Below are 20,633 nucleotides of genomic sequence, written 5' to 3' on the forward strand. Positions count from 1 at the left end.
ATTAATAAGTAGAGACAAATTGGAGCCCTGATATGTCCAATCCATTTGATTTTCGCGCTGCAGCTAAACAAGTTCTTGATATCGAAGTCGCGGCTCTGCAAGAGCTAGACAAATACTTTGATGAGCAGTTTGAACAAGCTTGCGAATTGATCCTTTCCAATAGCGGCAAAGTTGTCGTGATGGGTATGGGCAAATCAGGCCACATTGGCAACAAGATTGCAGCAACGCTTGCCAGCACAGGTACATCAGCGTTTTTCGTTCACCCGGGTGAAGCAGCGCATGGTGACTTGGGTATGATCAGCGCGGGTGACATTGTTATCGCTATTTCTAACTCTGGCGAGTCCCATGAAATCTTGTCTCTCTTCCCTGTTCTAAAGCGTTTAAACATTAAAATCATTAGCATGACGGGCAAGCCAGAATCCAACATGGCAAAACTGGCTGACTTGCACTTGCAAATCACTGTCCCTCAAGAAGCTTGTCCACTTGGTCTTGCACCAACCAGCAGTACCACAGCAACTTTAGTAATGGGCGATGCGCTAGCAGTTGCCCTACTTCAAGCGCGTGGATTCTCAGCAGAAGACTTCGCTCTCTCACATCCTGGTGGTGCTTTAGGAAGAAAATTGCTACTTAAGCTGTCTGATATTATGCACTTCGGAAATGCATTACCGAAAGTGTCTCCAGATGCGTTGATTCGCGATGCACTTTTGGAGATTTCAGAGAAAGGTTTGGGAATGACCGCAATCGTGGACGAACACGATGCTATGCTTGGTATATTCACCGATGGTGACTTACGCCGCACTTTGGATAAGCGCATTGATATTCATACCACGGCTATTGGCGAAGTCATGACGAAAAATCCAACCACGGCACATCCAGAAATGTTAGCAGTGGAAGGATTGAACTTAATGCAGAACAAAAACATCAACGCACTTATCCTATGCAAAGAAGATAAAATCGTTGGCGCATTAAATATGCATGATTTACTAAAAGCTGGTGTGATGTAATATCGGCAACACGAAACATTCAAACGATTGATTACACAGATTAAGGCAATAGTCAGGGAAGTACTGAGCTAAACAAAAGGCCTTTAATATATGAGTTTTACTCGCCTTATTTATTTGCTCTTGGTGTTCGTCGTCGCATGGTGTGGTTATTACCTACTCACACCAAAAGGTAACGATGCAATTCAAGTAGCCCCAGACACCGAACTGCCATTGTTCAGTGGAACTGGTTTAGAAAACATCACCTATGGTGAAGATGGTGTACGTAGTTACATCATCCGCTCCAACAACTTAGATTACTATGCTAAGAGTGGAGAAACGATTTTTAACAGCCCTACCTTGATGGTTTACCGAGAAGGTAGCGTCGTCGAGTGGAAGGTAACAGCCACAAGAGCTGTTTTAGATGAAGACCAAGTGCTAACTTTGTACGACAAAGTCTTAATGCAAAACCTATTACCGGGTGCCAGTTTCGATACGATGGCGACCGATAAGTTGGTCATCAATCTAACCAATCGTGATTTTAAAGCCGATCAACAAGTAATGTTGGTTGGACCGCAATTTGAAACTACTGGAGGCGCGATGCAAGGAAACTTAAAACAGCACACCGCGACTCTAACGAATGAAGTTCAAGGTCGATATGAAACCGTTACACCTTAGTCTACTGGCACTAGTATTAGCAGCGCCTCAAGCGTTTGCACTTAAGTCGGATACTCAACAGCCGGTTTACATTAACTCTGACACCCAACAGGTGGACATGAAGAGTAACCAGGTCATTTTTAAAGGTGATGTCTCGCTTAAGCAAGGCAGCATCAATATCGATGCAGATAGAATTGTCGTCACTCGCGATCCAAAAACGGAAGCAATCAAACAAATTCAAGCATTTGGTAAGCCTGCGACATTTTCGCAGCTGATGGACGATGGTAAAACGTTAAGTGGTCAAGCAACCGAGCTCGATTACCGCATCTCGACTGACGAACTGACCATGAAAGGCCAAGCGCAGCTCGCTCAAGATGGTAACACCATCAAAGGCTCGTCGATTCGTTACCAAATCGGTCAACAGAAGTTGGTGGCTGACAGCTCTAAAAACGAGCGTGTAACCACGATTTTGCAACCCAATCAGATAGAGAACTAATATGGCGGTACTGAGTGCAAAAAATCTCGCCAAGAGCTACAAAAAGCGCAAAGTCGTCACCGATGTTAGCTTAGAAGTAGAGTCTGGTCAGATTGTCGGTTTACTTGGTCCTAACGGTGCTGGTAAAACCACCTCGTTTTACATGATTGTTGGTCTGGTGCCTCGCGATGAAGGCACCATCACCATCGACGACAAAGACATCAGTATTTTGCCAATGCACAGCCGCTCTCGCATGGGTATTGGCTATCTACCGCAGGAAGCGTCGATTTTCCGCAAACTGTCCGTGGAAGATAACATCATGGCCGTATTGGAAACTCGCCAAGAAATGACCCGCGAAGAGCGTCAGGACAAGCTGGAAGATTTGTTGGAAGAATTCCACATACAGCACATAAGAACCAGTGCGGGTATGGCACTATCGGGTGGTGAACGTCGCCGAGTCGAAATCGCTCGAGCTCTTGCGGCAAACCCACAATTCATTTTGTTGGATGAACCTTTCGCAGGTGTCGACCCTATTTCGGTTAATGACATCAAGAAAATCATCGAGCACCTACGCGATCGTGGCCTTGGTGTATTAATCACAGACCATAACGTACGTGAAACACTGGACGTATGTGAAAAAGCCTATATCGTAAGCCAAGGGCACCTCATTGCATCGGGAACTCCGGAAGAAGTTCTGAACAATGAACAGGTGAAACAAGTTTATCTCGGCGAACAATTCCGTCTATGATTACATTAGGAACGGTAAGATTCTGAGCATTACAAGGTAAGTAACACTGAATGAAACCTTCATTACAACTCAAGCTAGGTCAACAGTTAGCCATGACGCCACAGTTGCAACAAGCGATTCGCTTGCTGCAGTTGTCGACTCTCGATCTTCAACAAGAAATCCAAGAAGCGTTGGACTCAAACCCACTATTGGAAGTTGAAGAAGGCCACGAAGAACCTCAAGCAAATGGTGAAGACAAATCAGCACTCGAAACTGCTGACAACAGTGCCAACGAGCCAACAGAAATCGAAGTTCCTGATAGTTCTGACGTCATCGAAAAGTCCGAAATCAGCTCAGAGCTTGAAATCGACACAACTTGGGATGATGTCTACAGCGCAAATACGGGCAGTACCGGTTTAGCGTTAGACGATGATATGCCGGTCTACCAAGGCGAAACCACAGAATCGCTACACGATTACTTAATGTGGCAACTCGACTTAACGCCTTTCAGTGAGACCGACCGTACGATTGCCATTGCCATCATTGATGCGATTGACGATTACGGCTACCTGACCCTATCTCCTGAAGAAATTCACGAAAGCTTCAACAACGAAGATATTGAGTTGGATGAAGTCGAAGCCGTGCGCAAACGCATCCAACAGTTTGACCCGCTTGGTGTGGCATCGCAGAACCTGCAAGAATGCTTACTACTGCAACTTGCAACCTTCCCAGAAGACACGCCTTGGCTTGCGGAAGCCAAAATGATTCTTGCCGATCACATCGATCACCTTGGTAATCGCGATTACAAACTGGTCATCAAAGAAACTAAGCTAAAAGAAGCGGATCTACGCGAAGTATTAAAACTGATCCAACAGTTAGATCCTCGTCCGGGCAGCCGCATTACCCCAGACGACACAGAATACGTCATTCCGGACGTATCGGTATTTAAAGATCATGGGAAATGGACCGTTTCCATCAACCCTGACAGCATTCCAAAGTTAAAAGTTAACCAACAATACGCTCAATTAGGCAAAGGCAACAGTGCGGATAGCCAGTACATTCGCAGCAATTTGCAAGAGGCAAAATGGTTAATTAAGAGCTTAGAGAGCAGAAACGAGACGCTACTCAAAGTTGCAAGATGTATTGTTGAACATCAACAAGATTTCTTCGAGTATGGTGAAGAAGCCATGAAGCCAATGGTACTCAATGATGTAGCCTTGGCGGTGGACATGCATGAATCCACAATATCTCGTGTTACGACACAAAAGTTCATGCATACGCCACGTGGCATTTTTGAATTGAAGTACTTCTTCTCCAGCCACGTCAGTACAGACAATGGCGGAGAATGTTCGTCAACAGCAATCCGCGCACTCATTAAGAAACTGGTCGCGGCAGAGAATACTGCTAAACCACTTAGTGACAGTAAGATTGCTGCTCTTCTGGCTGACCAAGGGATTCAGGTCGCAAGACGTACGATAGCTAAATATCGCGAATCCTTGGGTATTGCCCCTTCAAGTCAGCGTAAACGCCTACTTTAAGGCACTAACTGAAAAGGAAAGTCTATGCAAATCAATATTCAAGGCCATCACGTTGATCTTACCGATTCAATGCAAGACTATGTTCAATCTAAGTTTCAGAAGCTCGAAAGGTTCTTCGACCATATCAATCAAGTACAAGTTGTACTAAAAGTTGAAAAAATTAACCAAATCGCGGAAGCTACACTCCACGTAAATCATGGCGAAATCCACGCATCAGCCGATGACGAGAATATGTATGCCGCGATCGATTCGCTGGTAGATAAATTGGTTCGCCAACTTAATAAGCACAAAGAAAAATTAAACAGTCATTAATCATGCAACTGAGCGAAATACTGTCATTGGACTGCACGAAAAGTGCAGTCCATTGTACGAGTAAAAAACGCGCCCTCGAAATGATCAGCCAAATCGTCGCTGAACACACGGGCCAAGATTCTACCGAGCTGTTTGAGTGCATGCTCAACAGAGAGAAAATGGGCAGTACTGGTATCGGAAACGGTATTGCAATCCCACACGCACGAATGCAATCTAGCGACAAAGCCATTGCGGTACTTCTGCAATGCGATGAAGCAATTGAATTTGATGCGATTGACAATCGACCTGTCGACCTTTTGTTTGCACTCCTTGTACCAGAAGAACAGTGCAAAGAGCACCTCAAGACTCTATCCTCTATGGCAGAACGTCTGAGCGACAAGCAAGTACTGAAATTGCTACGCAATGCTCAGAGTGATGAAGAACTCTACGACATCATGATTCACCAATAAGCAGGACGATCACCATGCGATTAATTGTTGTTAGCGGGCACTCTGGTGCAGGCAAAAGTATTGCGTTGCGCGTGCTAGAGGACTTAGGGTACTACTGTGTCGACAACCTACCAGTAAACCTATTGGATGCGTTTGTGCATTCCATCGCTGACAGCAAGCAAAATGTTGCGGTGAGCATTGATATCCGCAACATCCCCAAAAAGCTCAAAGAATTGACTGGCACGTTAGAGCAGCTAAAAACTGAACTCGATGTAACCGTACTTTTCTTAGACGCCAATAAGGAAACCTTGCTCAAACGCTACAGCGAAACTCGTCGTATCCACCCGCTATCATTAGGCGGTCAGTCTCTATCGCTCGATCAAGCTATCGAGCGAGAAAAAGAGATCCTGACACCACTAAAAGCGCATGCGGATTTAATCCTCAACAGTAGCGGTCAGTCTTTGCATGAACTGAGTGAAACAGTTCGCATGCGAGTAGAAGGACGTGATCGCAAAGGCTTGGTGATGGTGTTTGAATCATTCGGCTTTAAATACGGCCTCCCGTCTGATGCGGATTACGTATTTGATGTTCGATTCCTACCGAACCCACACTGGGAACCTGCACTGCGCCCACTGACGGGTTTAGATGCACCTATCGCTGCGTTTTTGGAACAGCACCAGTCGGTATTGAGCCTCAAGTACCAGATAGAAAGTTTTATTGAAACTTGGCTACCTTTGCTCGAAAAAAATAATCGCAGCTATCTCACCGTAGCCATTGGCTGTACTGGCGGCAAACACCGCTCAGTGTATTTAACCCAACAGATTGGCGAGTACTTTGCGGATAAAGGGCATCAAGTTCAGATTCGTCACACCTCGCTCGAGAAAAATGCTAAGGAGTAGCAGTGGAGTTAAGTCGTAAAGTATTGATTCAAAATCGTCTTGGGTTACACGCGCGCGCCGCAGTTAAGTTGGTAGAACTTGCGCAAAGCTTTGATGCTGTAGTAACCATCGACAACGAAGAAGACAAAACTGCCACCGCAGACAGCGTTATGGGGCTGCTGATGTTGGAATCGGCTCAAGGACAATACGTAACGATTCATGCCACAGGCGATCAAGCAGAGTTGGCACTCGACGCTGTATGTCACCTGATTGAAGACAAGTTTGACGAAGGCGAGTAATTTACTCGCTTTTATAGTTCCAACCTCTAGCCTCCAAACTGAATAGAGCGCAATCACCTTTCCTAGCTAAAAAGTACAGCGATATCTCTCCCAAATCTTTGCGACTGCTCTGGCCACTCAGCAAATAATTTTGTCCTGTTTCACAAGTTGTTATTAAAAGGTGCCTAGAATTAAGTTATTATTCAAAGCATTGTAAATATCAGGAATTGGGAGGAACGAATGGCAGAGCAAATAGAATTCGACCAAGCTCACCAAGCCCTCCAAGAAGTCACAGAAGCGCTGGAAAACGGCCGCTTCGTCCATGTTCGTCGTCAACTGCAGGACATGGAACCTGAGGATATTGCTCACCTTTTAGAAGCATCCCCACGTAAAAGCCGTGAAGTTCTTTGGCAACTTACCGACCCCGAAGATTACGGTGAAATTCTTGACGAACTAAACGAAGACGTTAAAGACAGTCTCGTATCAAAAATGGCTCCCGAAGACCTTGCAGAGGCGACGGAAGGCATGGATACCGATGACGTTGCGTACGTCCTACGTAGCTTGCCAGATGATCTTTCTCGTGAAGTTCTCTCCCAAATGGATTCAGCAGATCGTGCTCGCGTCGAGACGGCACTGTCTTATCCTGAAGACACCGCTGGTGGGTTGATGAACACGGACGTTATCACGATTCGTGGTGACGTTGATGTCGACGTAGTCCTGCGTTATCTGCGTATGAAGGGCGAGCTGCCTGAAGCCACCGATGCGCTCTACGTGATTGATGACGAAAGCAAACTGATTGGCGAACTCCCAATCACGACACTTATCACGACCCAACCCGACGTAAAAATTATCGACGTCATGGAAGATGCTGACGATGCGATTACCGTTGACACCAGTGACTCAGACGTTGCTAGCCTGTTTGAACGTCGTAATTGGGTGTCAGCACCCGTAGTGGATGAAAACCAGCACCTTGTTGGTCGTATCACCATCGATGACGTGGTTGACGTTATTCGTGAAGACGCCGAACACTCAATGATGAGTATGGCGGGTATGGATGATGACGAAGATACCTTCGCTCCCGTCTTCAAATCCGCGCGTAAACGCAGTGTTTGGCTCGGAGCCAATGTCCTAGCTGCATTAGCTGCTGCTTCGGTTTCCAACATGTTTGAAGCCACTCTGGACCAAATGGCGGCAATTGCGGTCTTGATGACCATCGTGCCATCCATGGGTGGTGTTGCAGGTAACCAAACCGTTGCACTGGTTATTCGTGGCCTTGCTTTAGGTCATATCGGTGACTCAAACAAACGTGAACTGTTGATGAAAGAAGCCGCGATCGGTTTGCTTAACGGCATCATGTGGGCGTTGATCATCGGTGGTATCGTTGTGGTTTGGAAAGGCAACTGGATGCTCGGAGGTATCATCTCTGCCGCCATGTTGACCAACCTGTTCGTGGCCGGGGTTGCAGGGGTAACCATCCCTGTCCTTCTGAAGAAGATGAATATCGATCCTGCCCTTGCTGGCGGTATGGCACTGACGACTGTCACTGATGTGATTGGCTTGTCTGTTTTCCTCGGTCTCGCAACCTTGCTGATCTAAGCCAGTAACCAACAATGAACATTAAAAAAGCCTGATGAACACATCAGGCTTTTTGGTATTTCCGCGCTAGTAACTATTATTCACCTGCGACTTTCATTGTGTCGAGCAAGATAGAACCGGTTTGGATTTGTGAGCGTGTTTCAATATCACTACCAACTGCCACAATCTTGGTGAACATGTCTTTTAGATTACCGGCGATGGTAATTTCAGAGACTGGGTATTGGATTTCACCGTTCTCAACCCAGAAGCCTGCCGCACCGCGAGAGTAATCACCCGTTACCACGTTCACACCTTGGCCCATCACTTCTGTTACCAAAAGGCCTGTGCCTAATTCCTTCAGCATTTGCTCAAAGTTTTGACCTGTCGACTTCACGTACCAGTTGTGAATACCACCAGCGTGACCGGTTGGATCCATCTTCATCTTGCGTGCGGCATAACTGGTCAGTAGATAGGTCGCCAACACACCATCGGTAATGATTTCACGATCTTGCGTATAAACGCCTTCGCTATCGAATGGGCTGGAAGCCAAACCGCGCAATACATGCGGACGCTCTGAAATATTGAACCATTCAGGCAAGACTTGTTTACCCAAATGATCCAGTAAGAAAGAAGATTTGCGGTACAGGTTGCCACCGCTGATCGCCATCACTAGGTGACCAATCAAGCCAGTTGCCACATCTGCCGCAAACATAATTGGGTATTGGCCCGTTTTCAATCGTTGAGCATCCAGTCGGCTTACAGTATTTTCCGCCGCTTTGCGGCCGACGGTTTCTGGCGTCCACAAATCATCACGATGGCGGGCAACGGTATAGCTGTAATCACGTTCCATTTCGCCATTTTTGCCTACGCCAATAACGCAGCAGCTTGTGCTGTGGCGGCTAGACGCGTAGCTTGCTAACAAACCATGGCTGTTTCCGTAGACTTTGACGCCATAGTGGCTATCGTAGCTTGCACCGTCACTTTGCTTGATTGCATCGCTGTAGCTTAGCGCTTCTTTCTCAGCGGCAATCGCCACTTGTGCTGCGTAGTCTGGGTCTGGAGAGTCTGGGTGGAAAAGGTCAAGATCTGGCACCTCTTTCACCATAAATTCTTTCGGCGCTGGGCCTGCGAATGGGTCTTCAGATGTGTAATGAGCGATATCAAGCGCGGCATTCACTGTCTGTTCAATCGCCGCATCACTCAAATCAGATGTGGAAGCGCTGCCCTTACGTTGGCCTCGGTAAACGGTAATGCCAAGCGCACCATCACTGTTGAACTCGACATTTTCTACATCACCCATTCGAGTGGAAACACTCAAACCTGTGCTTTTAGTAATTGCGACTTCTGCTGCATCCGACTTCGCCGACGCGAGCTCCAATGCTCGTGCCACGGCTTGCTCTAGCTCGGTACGTTGCTCAGCAACCTGCTGTTTAATATCCATTGTCTTTCACATCTTGTATTCAATACGCAATAGAATAACAAGAATTTCGCTTTCTCCCCACGATTCTTGTTAAAATAGTCATAATATTAATCAAAACACAGGCAACTGAAATGGCACGTAAGAATCAAAAAGCGCCATGGGAACCAGAAGAAGAGATCATCTGGGTAAGTAAATCCGAGATGAAGCGAGACATGGAAGAGCTGCAAAAGCTTGGCGAAGAGCTTGTCGGCCTAAAGCCAGCAGTTCTCGAAAAGTTTCCATTGAGCGAAGACCTGCGAGAAGCAATTGCCGATGCACAGCGCTTTAAGAACGAAGCGCGTCGTCGTCAGCTACAACGTATCGGTAAATTGATGCGTTATGAAGACCCAGAACCAATCCAAGCGGCATTGGACAAAGTACGCAACAAACACTCACAAGCAACAGCAGCGCTGCATAAACTGGAAATGCTGCGTGATCGCGTTGTGGAAGAAGGCGACAAAGCCATTGATGACGTCATGGAATTGTACCCAGAAGCGGATCGTCAGCGTCTACGTCAACTTGCACGCCAAGCAGCGAAAGAGAAAAAAGCCGGTAAACCAGCAAAATCTTACCGTGAAATTTTCCAAATCCTGAAAGCGTTAAACGAAGAAGAAATCTAATCTTCCTTCGTAAACCATAAAGACAAAGCAGGCCACTAGGTCTGCTTTTTTAATGCGGATAATCAATGCCCATTAAGCGAGGCGATTGAGGAGGTCTCCGCGCTGAAACGCGTTAATGTTCTCAATCAGGATGTCGGCCAAGCGTTGAATCGACGAATCACTTCCCCACGCAACATGAGGCGTTAACAGCAAATTCGGTAAGTGAATATTAGCGATCAGAGGGTTGCTCTCATCGGCAGGCTCCTGAGTAAATACATCAAAACCTGCTGCTGCGATCTCCCCCTGTTTTAGCGCATCCACCAACGCTTGCTCATCAACCAAACCGCCTCGACCGGTGTTGATTAGAATCGCGTTTGGTTTCATTTGCTGTAACTCGGCTTTGCCAATCAAATTCTGCGTATGCTCGTTAAGCGGACAGTGCAACGTCAACGCGTCAGAGTGTTTCAACACTTCCTCAAATGGCACATAACCTGGTCGACATTCTGCCGCTCCTTTACGCTCCGCAAATAAAACGGTCATTCCTAGCGCTTGAGCCAGATTTGCCGTGGCTTGCCCCAATGCACCACTACCGACGACACCTAGTGTACTGCCGCCAACATCCCCGATGGAATGAGTAAAAAAGCAGAACTGCTTATTTCGCTGCCATTCACCAGCCGCAATGTCTTGATGGTACCCAAGCAAGTTTCGACGCAAAGCAAACAACATCGCGATCACATGCTCAGGCACAGATCGAGTGGCATAACCACGTACGTTCGCGACTGCAATGCCATGTTCAGCACAATAGTTCACGTCGACATTGTTAAACCCTGTCGCCGCAACGGCAATCATCTTGAGCTGAGGCAGCTGCGAAAGTACCGATTGCTCCAACACCACTTTATTGCTGATGACGATATCGGCATCAGCCAAGCGTTCAACCACGAACTCAGGCGGTGTCAGTGCATACTCCATCCAATGATGAGGAAACTCAGGGCGCGGAACTTGAATGTGATTGGGAATAGTGGCGCGGTCGAGAAAGACCACTTTAGGCAGTGACATAACGGCTCCTTGTTCACTGCCTAATGAAATCTATTTATGGGCGTGGCAGTGTTTTGTAATCAGGTAATTTACGCTCTGGATCGAAATAGTCAAAGATCATCTCTTCGGCTTCCGGGTAAAAGTCACACGGAACAAAAATACTGCGGAGCCAGTGACTTTTCGGATGGTAGAAGCTCAGTTCAGAAGCGTGCAGTTCCAAACGCTCAGAGAAGGCTTTGGCTTCTTCGGTAGCATAGAACTCATCACCAACAATAGGGTGACCCAACGCTTGCATGTGCACACGCAATTGATGTGAGCGGCCAGTAATAGGCAGTAAACGTACGATGGTCGTCTTTGTGCCGTCTTCATGTTCTTCTCGCTTCGCGACTTGGAAGAGAGTTTTTGATGGCTTACCATCTTCAAAACACACTTTTTGCAGCGGACGGTTTGGCCAGTCACAGATCAATGGCAGATCGATTTCGCCCTCTTCCTGCTCGACATGACCCCAAACGCGTGCGTAGTAAATTTTATGCGTTAAGCGGAACTGGAACTGCTTTTTCAACGCACTTTCTGCTCGCTTGTTTTTAGCCAGTACCATCAATCCCGACGTCGACATATCTAAGCGATGCACGACTTGGATATCTGGGTACTCTTCCTGTAAACGACTCCACATGCTGTCATGGTGCTCTGCAAGACGTCCCGGAACTGACAACAAACCAGATGGCTTATTCACAGCCAAGATATGGTCGTCCTCAAAAACGATGTCGATCCAAGGATCAGTCGGTGGGTTGTACTCAAGCATTGCCATGGGTGGGATCTCTAGAAAATAAAAACGCCGCGATTATAACGAGGGCTCAGTCAAAACGCATTTTAATTTCGCGACCAATGAAAACACCAAAACCAACAGGGTCAATCAAGTCAATAAATTCGAAAAATAAAATAAAAACTGATTTGTAAATATAGTTTGACAAGTACTGCGGGAGTGATATTTATAGAGTGGTTACCCAAATAACTTTATTCCGTTCGGAAAAGCACCCCATAACATTAAATAAGGTTTCACGCCGTTTGAATTCCCGCGAACCGTTCTCGCGGGGAAGGTTATGCCGCTATACACAACATCAAAGGACAATAAGAAATGGAATCCGCCGTACCAGATCAACCCCAATCCAGAATATCGCTATTTTTCCGCTCACTTGGCCCAGGCATCCTAATGGCTTCTGCGGCGGTGGGTGGCTCTCACCTTGTAGCCTCAACCAAAGCGGGCGCCATCTATGGCTGGCAACTTGCCGCACTCATCCTGCTCGTAAACCTGTTTAAATACCCATTTTTCCGAGCTGGCGTGCAATACACGATGGGCACTGGGCTTACGTTAGTCGAAGGCTACGCGAGACTGGGTCGCCCTTACCTTTGGCTGTTTCTGTTCTTAAGTGTGGTGTCGGCGGTGATCAACACCGCAGCATTGTTGATGTTTAGTGCGAGCTTGCTGGGTTACTTCATACCGTTTTCACTGTCGATGGCATCGCTGAGCATCATCGTTTTGGTCACGTGTTTGATCATTTTATTCGCCGGCCATTACAAAGCACTCGACACACTTTCGAAAGTGATCATGTCCGTGCTCACCATTGCAACGCTGCTTGCTGTTGCAATTGCGTTTGGTAACCCAGTGGAACCCGTCGCGAACTTTGAATCGCCTTCCCCTTGGTCAATTGCGGCAATTGGTTTCATCGTGGTTACGATGGGGTGGATGCCAGCACCAATTGAGATTTCGTGTTTAACCTCAGCGTGGCTAAAGCGCCAGTCGAGTCAGCAAGAAGTAACACCACGCTCTGCTCTGTTTGACTTCAACGTTGGCTACATCGGTACAGCCGTTTTGGCGCTAGTGTTTGTTTCGCTCGGTGCATTAATGCTGCACGGTTCTGGAATTGAACTGAAGAGCTCAGGGGTTGGCTTCTCGCATCAGTTGGTTGGCTTGTACGCTTCGACCATCGGGGAATGGTCACGTTACTTAATCGCGGTGATCGCTTTCTTCTGTATTTTCGGCAGCACGATTACTGTTATTGACGGTTACTCGCGCGTAATTGCCGACTCACAACGCCTGTTGCGCTCTCAAGCGGAAACCGATCCAAAAGCAACGTCAGCGATTATGTTGGCGGTATCATTGCTGGCGCTGGGTATTGTCGTATTCTGGGCATCGGCACTGCTGCCTATGCTCGACTTCGCGATGGTTCTGGCGTTTATGACGACACCATTCTTCGCGCTACTGAACTACATCTTAGTGAGCAAAACGGACTTGCCGGAACCGCTGGCGGTGGGACGCAAACTGAAATGGCTATCGATTGCTGGGCTGATTTACTTGTTTGGCTTCTTAGCTTTGTTTATTTGGTGGAAGTGGTTGATGTAATCCGCAGGCAAACCATAGATAAAGAAAAAGGTCTTCGATTGAAGACCTTTTTTAATGCGTTTAATGCGTTTTACGCGATTAGTTGTGGCTCACCACGATCAGACGGAGCGAGTCGAGCTGCACTTGAGCTTGATTGATGTAACCCGTCAGCTCTTTGATTTGTGCTTCAATCGCTTCAATCTCTTCATCACGAATGTTTGGGTTCACCGCTTTCAAGGCTTGTAAACGCTCTAGCTCCGCATTCAAGCTTTGCTGCATATCTTGCTGTGCTTGCTTACGAACGGCTTCCACTTTCTCTTCAACCAGCACATCACCCGCTTCAATCAAACGGTGCACGTCTTTTTGCACAGACGTCACCAGCTTGCTGCCAAGATGACGGTTTACTGGGCTAAGTTGACGGTTGAAACCTTCAAACTCCACTTGAGCCGATAGATCGTTACCACGTGAGTCCATCATCAGACGGATTGGCGTTTTCGGTAAGAAGCGAGTGATACCGCTGCGTTTTGGTGCTTGCGCATCTACCGCGTAAATCAGTTCAAGCAGAATCGTACCAACTGGCAACGCCTTGTTTTTCAACAAAGATACCGCAGAAGTACCCACACCTTCACTCATCAGAAGATCGATACCACCTTGGATCATTGGGTGTTCCCAACTGATGAAGTGCATGTCTTCACGAGAAAGCGCGGTATCGCGATCAAAAGTGATCGTCGCACCTTCGTATGGCAAACCAGGGTAGCTTGGCACCATCATGTGCTCTGATGGTGTCACCACCAGTGCATTTTCGCCTTTGTCGTCTTGGTTCAAACCAATCGTATCAAACAGAGAAAGCGCAAACGTGACTAGGTTTGTATCACCATCGGTTGATTCAATTTTCTCAACGATTTGCTGAGCTTTTTCGCCGCCATTAGAGTGCATTTCTAGCAAGCGGTCACGACCTTGCTCTAGTTGCGATTTCAATTCTTTGTTCAGCTTCGCTGATTCTTCGATGATCTCATCCAGAGTGCTGGTATCTCCTGACGCCAGAATCTCAATCAGGGCGTCTGAGTACTTGTCATAAACCGCACGACCTGTCGGGCAGGTTTCTGCAAAGGCGTTCAAACCTTCATCGAACCAACGCGCTAGGATCGCTTGCGATGTACCTTTCAGGTAAGGAACATGAATGTCGATATCGCGATTTTGACCGATACGGTCCAAACGACCAATACGTTGCTCAAGCAAGTCTGGGTTGAATGGCAAGTCGAACATCACCAATTGGTTGGCAAATTGGAAGTTACGACCTTCAGAACCGATTTCGCTACAGATCAGAACCTGTGCACCGCCTTCTTCTTGCGCAAAGTAAGCCGCAGCTTTGTCGCGCTCAAGAATCGACATGCCTTCGTGGAAGACCGTCGCACGGATGCCTTCGCGTTCACGCAGCGCTTGCTCCAATTGCAATGCCGTGCTCGCACGAGAAGCAATCACGAGAATTTTCTCGCCGCGTTTCTCTTTTACTTTTTCAAGTAGCCAGTTTACACGTGAGTCAAACTGCCACCAGCTTGCATCATCGCCTTCAAATTCTTGGAAAATTTCTTCCGGGTACAGGTTCTTCATCGCACGCGCTTCAGAACTCATCTTACCGCCAATCATCCCTGCCACACGCATTGACGTGGTGTACTGCTGTGGGATATCCATCGGCATAAGATGCACATTACGCGTTGGGAAACCTTTGATTGCCGCACGCGTGTTACGGAACAAAACACGCCCCGTACCGTGACGGTCCATTAGGTTATCGATAAGCTCTTGGCGCGCTGATGCTTTCGCCTCTTCATCGCTGTTGCTTTCGATAATGCGGAAAAGTGGTTCTACGTCTTGTTCAGACAACAGCTCTGTGATCTGGTTTTTCGCTTCATCAGGCAGCTTTTCGCCTGAGAATAGTGAAGTAATCGCATCCGCTACAGGCGCGTATTGCTCTTCTTCCTCGACGAACGCTTCATAATCATAGAAACGATCGGGATCCAGCAGGCGTAGACGAGCAAAGTGGCTTTCACGACCAAGCTGTTCTGGCGTTGCTGTCAGTAGCAACACGCCAGGAGTACGTTCAGCCAAGCCTTCTACCACTTGGTATTCACGGCTTGGTTTGTCTTGGCTCCACTCAAGGTGATGCGCTTCATCGACAACAAGTAGATCCCATTCGCCTTCTAGCGCTTGTTCAAAACGCTTGCGGCTCTTACGTAGGAAATCGAGTGAACACAGCACGTATTGCTGAGTATCAAATGGGTTTTCAGCGTCCGCGAATGCTTCAATACAACGCTCTTCGTCGAAGATCGAGAAATGCAGGTTGAAACGACGCATCATCTCTACTAGCCATTGGTGTTGCAGTGTTTCAGGCACCACAATCAAAATGCGTTCAGCACGACCAGACAGCACTTGCTGGTGAATGATCATGCCCGCTTCGATGGTCTTACCCAAACCTACTTCATCCGCCAACAAAACGCGTGGCGCGTGACGGCGACCGACTTCGTGCGCGATGTAAAGCTGATGAGGGATCAAACCTGCTCGCATACCACACAAGCCACGCATTGGGCTCTTGTGCTGTTCAAACTGGTTGGCTAGCGCACGGTAACGAAGAACGAAGTTGTCCATGCGGTCGATTTGACCCGCATACAACTTATCTTGAGGTTTGTTGAAACGAATTTGGTTGCTAAGGAAAATCTCACGCAGAACAACTGCGGTTTCTTGCGTGTCTTCACGAGTACCGAAATAGGTGTACAGACCTTCATCTTCCAGTACTTCTTCAACTTTCAGAGACCAACCTTCTTGGCAATCGATGACATCACCGACGTTAAACGTTACTCGGGTAACAGGTGCATCGTTACGTGCGTAAACTCGGTTTTCCTCTGACGCTGCAAACATCAATGTCACAGTACGAGCATCCATTGCTACTACGGTACCTAAACCTAAATCGCTTTCCGTATCGCTAATCCAGCGCTGCCCCAAAGCAAATGTCATGAATTGACTACCTCGTTATTAGTTCTTGATTCGTATTTCTTGTTGGTCTACTCACACCCGAGGGCATGGATAATAGTTTAGATCTGATTCTGGCTTCTGCTATGCACATTGAGCTCGTCATGCGAGTGTGGACTGAACATTTTTAAGCCAGCTCAACATGATAAATCGGACGTAGCCTATGCGCAGAAAAAGGTCGCTAATCTTACTTGAAGCTGTGATTTAGGTCACGTCGAAACCGCACCAAGCGGAAACTTTTTTTCCCAAATTACAAATGCAATCAAATTGTAAAAAACTCATGCCAATTATTAAGTTGTTGGAAGTAAATATTACGTATACTTCTAATGAGGGGCGCTTAAATACATTGCATATAATTTGAGCGCATTAGTACACGATTAGGATCAACACGGGTTTGCAGTAAGTTGTCTTGCTACTCGGTTGCTAACTAACCGACGATAGCCCGATAACCTCTATTGCAAGCAATCAGAGTTAGGTCATTTCTTATGTTGAATTTGGCTTAACCACTCGCAAGCAAAGCCGCGCTGCGGCAAGGAGACGCTATGGGCGATACCGATCGGAAACTGTTTGTACTTGATACCAACATCCTTCTTCATGAACCCTTCGCCATCTTCTCTTTCCAAGAACACGATGTCGTCATCCCTATGACCGTGTTGGAAGAACTCGACCGAATTAAAGACAGCAAACGCGATGTCGCAAGAGACGCACGCGTAGCTATTCGCGCTTTGGAAGATCTCTTTAAAGACGCAACACCAGATGAAATTTCAGAAGGCATTCCCGTATCGAAAGAAAAACCAGACCAAGGCTCTATTTCCATTTTGGCGGATTTTGAATTGCAGGAAACCGTCAAAGCTTTCGCCGACAAAGCCGGTGACAACCGTATTCTCAACGCGGTGCTTTATCTGCAAAACAAACGAGCACCACGAGAAGTCGTGCTTATCACAAAAGACATCAACATGCGTCTGCGCGCGAAAGGAGCTGGAGTTCGCTTTGTTGAAGACTACCGAACCGACCAACTCATCGACGACATTCAATACCTCACTAAAGGCTTCCAGCAACGAGAAGGCGATTTCTGGAGCAGTATTGATGAAGTTGAAAGCTACGCGTTGGGGGGAAAAACCTACCACAAACTCAGTCGTGAGCCCTTTGACCCAACGTTCATCAACCAATACGTCATTGATGAAGACAGCGATTTTGCAGGCCGCGTTGAAACCATCAATGAAGACAAGCTAACCCTACTCGACCTAAGCCGAGAACGCATGATGCACCGCCGAGCTTGGGACATCACACCAAAAAACATTTATCAGGCCATGGCACTCGATGCCCTGCTCGACCCTGACATTGATTTGGTGATCCTCACTGGTGCGGCGGGTAGTGGTAAAACGCTATTGGCCATGGCAGCTGCGCTCGAGCAAACTATTGAAAAAGGCATGTTTGATAAAATCATCGTCACGCGTAACACGCCAGACATTGGTGAGTCGATTGGCTTCTTACCAGGCTCAGAAGAGGAAAAAATGATGCCTTGGCTGGCGGCGGTAACCGATACTTTGGAGGCGCTGCATAAGCACGATCACTGCACCGAAGGCTCGTTGAAATACATCTGCGATAAAGCCAACATTCAGTTTAAGTCGATCAACTTTATGCGTGGCCGTTCGATTCAAAATGCGTTTGTGTTGCTTGATGAGTGTCAAAACCTCACAGCATCACAAATCAAAACCATCATCACCCGCTGCGGTGAAGGAACCAAAATCGTCTGCTCCGGTAACTTGGCGCAGATTGACTCACATTACCTCACCCCAGTGACGTCAGGTTTGACCTACATGGTCGAACGCTTCAAGAACTTTGAAGGCAGTGCGAACATTCACCTCAACGGCGTGGTTCGTAGCCGCTTGGCAGAGTTTGCAGAAGAGAACCTCTAACCCACATCGGTTCACGCACAAAGTAAAAGAGCGCTCCAATGAGCGCTCTTTTTGTCAAGATTCGAGTGATTTACTCGGTGCCACCAACAGTCAGTGAATCAAGCTTCAACGTTGGCTGACCAACGCCTACTGGCACGCTTTGCCCTGCTTTACCACAAACGCCAACACCTTTATCGATGCTTAAGTCGTTACCGACCATCGACACTTGCTGCATCGCTTCAATGCCTGAACCGATTAGAGTTGCCCCTTTGACGGGACGAGTCACTTTACCATCCTCAATCAAGTACGCTTCTGATGCAGAGAACACGAACTTACCTGAGGTGATATCCACCTGACCACCACCGAAGTTAGGCGCGTAGATGCCTTTCTTCACGGTCGAGATGATTTCTTCTGGTGTGTGTTCACCTGGCAGCATGTAGGTATTGGTCATGCGTGGCATCGGTAAGTGCGCGTAAGATTCGCGGCGACCGTTACCCGTTGGGTTTACCCCCATTAGGCGCGCGTTCAGCTTGTCTTGCATGTAGCCTTTCAATACGCCATTTTCGATCAGCGTGTTGTACTGACCATTCACACCTTCGTCGTCCACATTGAGTGAACCACGTAGATCTTTCAGCGTACCATCATCCACAATCGTACATAGCGATGACGTCACCTGCTGACCCATTTTGCCAGAGAATACCGACGACTCTTTGCGGTTGAAGTCCCCTTCTAAACCGTGACCTACCGCTTCATGCAGCAATACGCCCGGCCAACCAGAACCCAGAACTACAGGCATCATACCTGCAGGTGCAGCTTCTGCTTCTAGGTTAACTAACGCCATACGGATGGCTTCGTCCGCGAAGTGGAAGGCTTGCTTCACACCATCTGTTTCAGACAAGAAGAAATCGTAGCCAAAACGACCACCACCACCAGCACTGCCACGCTCGCGACGGTCACCTTTCTGTGCAAGTACACTGATGGATAGTCGAACAAGAGGACGAGTATCACCAGCGAAAGTGCCATCTGTAGCGGCAACTAGCATTTGCTCGTGCACGCCACTGATGCTGATAGAAACTTCTTTGATCAGAGGCTCTTTAGTGCGAATGTACGCATCCAAAGACATCAGTAACTCGGTTTTTTGTTGTTTTTCCCAGCTTGCTAGCGGGTTAACCGCATCATAGTAAGCTTGATTTTCCGAACGTTTGAATGCTTGAACTTTGCCATTTTGGCCCTGCTGCGCAATGCCTCGCGCCGCAATAGCACTTTGCTTCAAACCTTCCGGATTGATTTGATCTGAGTAGGCGAAACCGGTTTTTTCGCCCGTCACCGCACGCACACCGACACCACAATCAATGTTAAAAGAGCCATCTTTGATGATGCTGTCTTCTAGAACCAGAGACTCGTGCCAGCTGGACTGAAAGTAGATGTCCGCATAATCGATCTGGCGCGTAGCAATGCTGGCAAGCGTGTCAGCAATGTCCTGCTCTGTCAGACCATTTGGGGCAAGGAGTGCCTGTTCTATTTGGTTTGTGCTCATAGTTAGCTCTTTTATTTCCGTCTCAATTCATTTTGAAAGCGACTGTGTTGAGTCAGCGGCATATTCTGCCTTACTTGCTGGGTTTGTGACAAATCTATCTCTGCCACCAGCAAACCCACTTGGTCTTGAAGTTGTTTGTGAATGCGTCCCCAGGGGTCAATCACCATGGAATGCCCCCACGTTTTACGGCCGCAAGGGTGTGTTCCCGTTTGTCCACTGGCTAAAATCCAACATTGCGTTTCAATTGCTCGAGCTCGCAGCAACACTTCCCAGTGAGCTTGCCCAGTAACCGCAGTAAACGCGGCGGGAACAACAATGATATCCGCCCCCGCTAAACGCAGTGCTTTGTACAATTCGGGGAAACGAACGTCGTAACAAATGCTCAAGCCGACGCTGCCGATATCCGTTTCTGCCACCACAATTTGGTTGCCCGCGGTGAAAGTATCTGACTCTCGGTAGCTGCCATGGCCATCTTCTACATCGACATCAAACATATGCAGCTTGTCATAATGGGCAATGCATTTTCCGTGAGGAGGTAAAACGAGCGTCGTCGTTGTCACACCTCGAGCGGTTTGAATCGGCATGCTACCAACGACAAGCGTCAGTTGATGACTCTTCGCGATATTGGCTAAACGCTCTTGAATAGCACCGCTACCTAACGGCTCTGCATGTTGATGGTACTCTTCTCGACTGGCAAACAACACCGCATTTTCCGGTGTGAGCACCAGCTTCACTCCTTGATTGGCCGCCAAAGTACATTGCTGGTCAATAAAGTCCAAATTCGCCTGAATATCAGGCCCCGATGTCATTTGAATGATGCCAACACGTTCCATGTGTTCTCTTCCTTCTACCA

19 protein-coding genes are annotated in these 20,633 nt (G+C 47.6%); 13 read left to right on the top strand and 6 right to left on the bottom strand.

Features of this window, described 5'->3' with window-relative positions; all coding sequences use genetic code 11:
* The first annotated feature begins 32 nt into the window (after window positions 1–32).
* The 10 genes from kdsD to mgtE all read left to right on the top strand — a co-directional run bounded on the left by kdsD (window position 33) and on the right by mgtE (window position 7,869).
* Window positions 33–1,004 carry an arabinose-5-phosphate isomerase KdsD gene (kdsD, locus tag BIW15_RS07655; RefSeq protein WP_005484881.1) on the top strand — a complete coding sequence of 324 codons (972 nt, stop codon included), beginning with the start codon at window positions 33–35 and terminating at the stop codon, window positions 1,002–1,004.
* 90 nt (window positions 1,005–1,094) lie between these two features.
* On the top strand, window positions 1,095–1,658 hold the full coding sequence (lptC, locus tag BIW15_RS07660; RefSeq protein WP_005467805.1) for an LPS export ABC transporter periplasmic protein LptC: 564 nt from the start codon (window positions 1,095–1,097) through the stop codon (window positions 1,656–1,658).
* The gene (gene lptA, locus BIW15_RS07665) at window positions 1,639–2,133 is read left to right on the top strand and encodes a lipopolysaccharide transport periplasmic protein LptA (protein ID WP_005467803.1); all 495 of its coding nucleotides are present in this window, start codon (window positions 1,639–1,641) and stop codon (window positions 2,131–2,133) included. The genes lptC and lptA overlap by 20 nt, the downstream gene beginning before the upstream one ends.
* Window position 2,134: 1 nt before the next feature.
* Window positions 2,135–2,860 carry an LPS export ABC transporter ATP-binding protein gene (gene lptB / locus BIW15_RS07670; RefSeq protein ID WP_005467801.1) on the top strand — a complete coding sequence of 242 codons (726 nt, stop codon included), beginning with the start codon at window positions 2,135–2,137 and terminating at the stop codon, window positions 2,858–2,860.
* Window positions 2,861–2,910: 50 nt separating this feature from the next.
* Window positions 2,911–4,377, top strand: coding sequence for an RNA polymerase factor sigma-54 (locus BIW15_RS07675; protein ID WP_005497310.1), 1,467 nt, complete (start codon window positions 2,911–2,913; stop codon window positions 4,375–4,377).
* A gap of 24 nt (window positions 4,378–4,401) precedes the next feature.
* Entirely contained in the window at window positions 4,402–4,689 is a 288-nt protein-coding gene (gene hpf / locus BIW15_RS07680) for a ribosome hibernation promoting factor (protein WP_005467451.1), read from the top strand.
* Window positions 4,690–4,691: 2 nt separating this feature from the next.
* Entirely contained in the window at window positions 4,692–5,138 is a 447-nt protein-coding gene (gene ptsN, locus BIW15_RS07685) for a PTS IIA-like nitrogen regulatory protein PtsN (protein ID WP_005467453.1), read from the top strand.
* Between the two features lie 14 nt (window positions 5,139–5,152).
* A complete protein-coding gene (rapZ, locus tag BIW15_RS07690) occupies window positions 5,153–6,016 on the top strand; it encodes an RNase adapter RapZ (protein ID WP_005468663.1) in 864 nt (287 codons plus the stop codon).
* A gap of 2 nt (window positions 6,017–6,018) precedes the next feature.
* Window positions 6,019–6,294: an HPr family phosphocarrier protein gene (locus BIW15_RS07695; RefSeq protein WP_005468661.1), complete on the top strand. Its 276-nt coding sequence runs from the start codon at window positions 6,019–6,021 to the stop codon at window positions 6,292–6,294.
* 219 nt (window positions 6,295–6,513) lie between these two features.
* Window positions 6,514–7,869 (top strand): magnesium transporter, encoded by a 1,356-nt coding sequence (gene mgtE, locus BIW15_RS07700; protein WP_005468659.1) that lies wholly within the window; start codon window positions 6,514–6,516, stop codon window positions 7,867–7,869.
* A gap of 76 nt (window positions 7,870–7,945) precedes the next feature.
* Here the strand turns inward: mgtE and pmbA are convergent, their stop codons facing one another.
* Window positions 7,946–9,289: a metalloprotease PmbA gene (pmbA, locus tag BIW15_RS07705; RefSeq protein ID WP_077280761.1), complete on the bottom strand. Its 1,344-nt coding sequence runs from the start codon at window positions 9,287–9,289 to the stop codon at window positions 7,946–7,948.
* A gap of 110 nt (window positions 9,290–9,399) precedes the next feature.
* On the opposite strand from pmbA, the gene yjgA reads away from it, so the two are divergent.
* Window positions 9,400–9,927: a ribosome biogenesis factor YjgA gene (yjgA, locus tag BIW15_RS07710; protein WP_005457057.1), complete on the top strand. Its 528-nt coding sequence runs from the start codon at window positions 9,400–9,402 to the stop codon at window positions 9,925–9,927.
* A gap of 72 nt (window positions 9,928–9,999) precedes the next feature.
* Here yjgA and BIW15_RS07715 read toward each other — a convergent pair whose 3' ends face one another.
* Both BIW15_RS07715 and rluA read right to left on the bottom strand, forming a co-directional pair.
* On the bottom strand, window positions 10,000–10,962 hold the full coding sequence (locus BIW15_RS07715; RefSeq protein ID WP_077280762.1) for a D-2-hydroxyacid dehydrogenase: 963 nt from the start codon (window positions 10,960–10,962) through the stop codon (window positions 10,000–10,002).
* 34 nt (window positions 10,963–10,996) lie between these two features.
* Window positions 10,997–11,749 (bottom strand): bifunctional tRNA pseudouridine(32) synthase/23S rRNA pseudouridine(746) synthase RluA, encoded by a 753-nt coding sequence (gene rluA / locus BIW15_RS07720; protein ID WP_005461846.1) that lies wholly within the window; start codon window positions 11,747–11,749, stop codon window positions 10,997–10,999.
* Window positions 11,750–12,076: 327 nt separating this feature from the next.
* On the opposite strand from rluA, the gene BIW15_RS07730 reads away from it, so the two are divergent.
* A complete protein-coding gene (locus BIW15_RS07730) occupies window positions 12,077–13,342 on the top strand; it encodes an NRAMP family divalent metal transporter (protein ID WP_017449433.1) in 1,266 nt (421 codons plus the stop codon).
* A gap of 78 nt (window positions 13,343–13,420) precedes the next feature.
* On the opposite strand, the gene rapA is transcribed toward BIW15_RS07730, so the two are convergent.
* Window positions 13,421–16,330, bottom strand: a complete 2,910-nt coding sequence (rapA, locus tag BIW15_RS07735; protein WP_077280763.1) for an RNA polymerase-associated protein RapA — start codon at window positions 16,328–16,330, stop codon at window positions 13,421–13,423.
* 557 nt (window positions 16,331–16,887) lie between these two features.
* On the opposite strand from rapA, the gene BIW15_RS07740 reads away from it, so the two are divergent.
* Window positions 16,888–18,264, top strand: a complete 1,377-nt coding sequence (locus tag BIW15_RS07740; RefSeq protein ID WP_042765167.1) for a PhoH family protein — start codon at window positions 16,888–16,890, stop codon at window positions 18,262–18,264.
* 70 nt (window positions 18,265–18,334) lie between these two features.
* Here the strand turns inward: BIW15_RS07740 and tldD are convergent, their stop codons facing one another.
* Window positions 18,335–19,780: a metalloprotease TldD gene (gene tldD / locus BIW15_RS07745; protein ID WP_020835343.1), complete on the bottom strand. Its 1,446-nt coding sequence runs from the start codon at window positions 19,778–19,780 to the stop codon at window positions 18,335–18,337.
* An 11-nt stretch (window positions 19,781–19,791) separates the two neighbouring features.
* A complete protein-coding gene (locus tag BIW15_RS07750) occupies window positions 19,792–20,613 on the bottom strand; it encodes a carbon-nitrogen hydrolase family protein (protein ID WP_020835342.1) in 822 nt (273 codons plus the stop codon).
* Window positions 20,614–20,633: the final 20 nt, after the last annotated feature.

This window comes from Vibrio sp. SALL6, from assembly GCF_002002385.1.
Taxonomy (GTDB): Bacteria; Pseudomonadota; Gammaproteobacteria; order Enterobacterales; family Vibrionaceae; genus Vibrio; species Vibrio parahaemolyticus.

Excerpts from the sequence above, each read along its gene's own strand:
- yjgA (WP_005457057.1), top strand. The coding sequence starts at position 9,400 with ATGGCACGTAAGAATCAAAAAGCGCCATGGGAACCAGAAGAAGAGATC.
- hpf (WP_005467451.1), top strand. The coding sequence starts at position 4,402 with ATGCAAATCAATATTCAAGGCCATCACGTTGATCTTACCGATTCAATG.
- mgtE (WP_005468659.1), top strand. The coding sequence starts at position 6,514 with ATGGCAGAGCAAATAGAATTCGACCAAGCTCACCAAGCCCTCCAAGAA.
- BIW15_RS07740 (WP_042765167.1), top strand. The coding sequence starts at position 16,888 with ATGGGCGATACCGATCGGAAACTGTTTGTACTTGATACCAACATCCTT.
- BIW15_RS07675 (WP_005497310.1), top strand. The coding sequence starts at position 2,911 with ATGAAACCTTCATTACAACTCAAGCTAGGTCAACAGTTAGCCATGACG.
- tldD (WP_020835343.1), bottom strand. The coding sequence starts at position 19,780 with ATGAGCACAAACCAAATAGAACAGGCACTCCTTGCCCCAAATGGTCTG.
- lptA (WP_005467803.1), top strand. The coding sequence starts at position 1,639 with ATGAAACCGTTACACCTTAGTCTACTGGCACTAGTATTAGCAGCGCCT.
- ptsN (WP_005467453.1), top strand. The coding sequence starts at position 4,692 with ATGCAACTGAGCGAAATACTGTCATTGGACTGCACGAAAAGTGCAGTC.
- rapA (WP_077280763.1), bottom strand. The coding sequence starts at position 16,330 with ATGACATTTGCTTTGGGGCAGCGCTGGATTAGCGATACGGAAAGCGAT.
- BIW15_RS07750 (WP_020835342.1), bottom strand. The coding sequence starts at position 20,613 with ATGGAACGTGTTGGCATCATTCAAATGACATCGGGGCCTGATATTCAG.
- pmbA (WP_077280761.1), bottom strand. The coding sequence starts at position 9,289 with ATGGATATTAAACAGCAGGTTGCTGAGCAACGTACCGAGCTAGAGCAA.
- BIW15_RS07715 (WP_077280762.1), bottom strand. The coding sequence starts at position 10,962 with ATGTCACTGCCTAAAGTGGTCTTTCTCGACCGCGCCACTATTCCCAAT.
- kdsD (WP_005484881.1), top strand. The coding sequence starts at position 33 with ATGTCCAATCCATTTGATTTTCGCGCTGCAGCTAAACAAGTTCTTGAT.
- rapZ (WP_005468663.1), top strand. The coding sequence starts at position 5,153 with ATGCGATTAATTGTTGTTAGCGGGCACTCTGGTGCAGGCAAAAGTATT.
- BIW15_RS07730 (WP_017449433.1), top strand. The coding sequence starts at position 12,077 with ATGGAATCCGCCGTACCAGATCAACCCCAATCCAGAATATCGCTATTT.
- rluA (WP_005461846.1), bottom strand. The coding sequence starts at position 11,749 with ATGGCAATGCTTGAGTACAACCCACCGACTGATCCTTGGATCGACATC.
- lptB (WP_005467801.1), top strand. The coding sequence starts at position 2,135 with ATGGCGGTACTGAGTGCAAAAAATCTCGCCAAGAGCTACAAAAAGCGC.
- lptC (WP_005467805.1), top strand. The coding sequence starts at position 1,095 with ATGAGTTTTACTCGCCTTATTTATTTGCTCTTGGTGTTCGTCGTCGCA.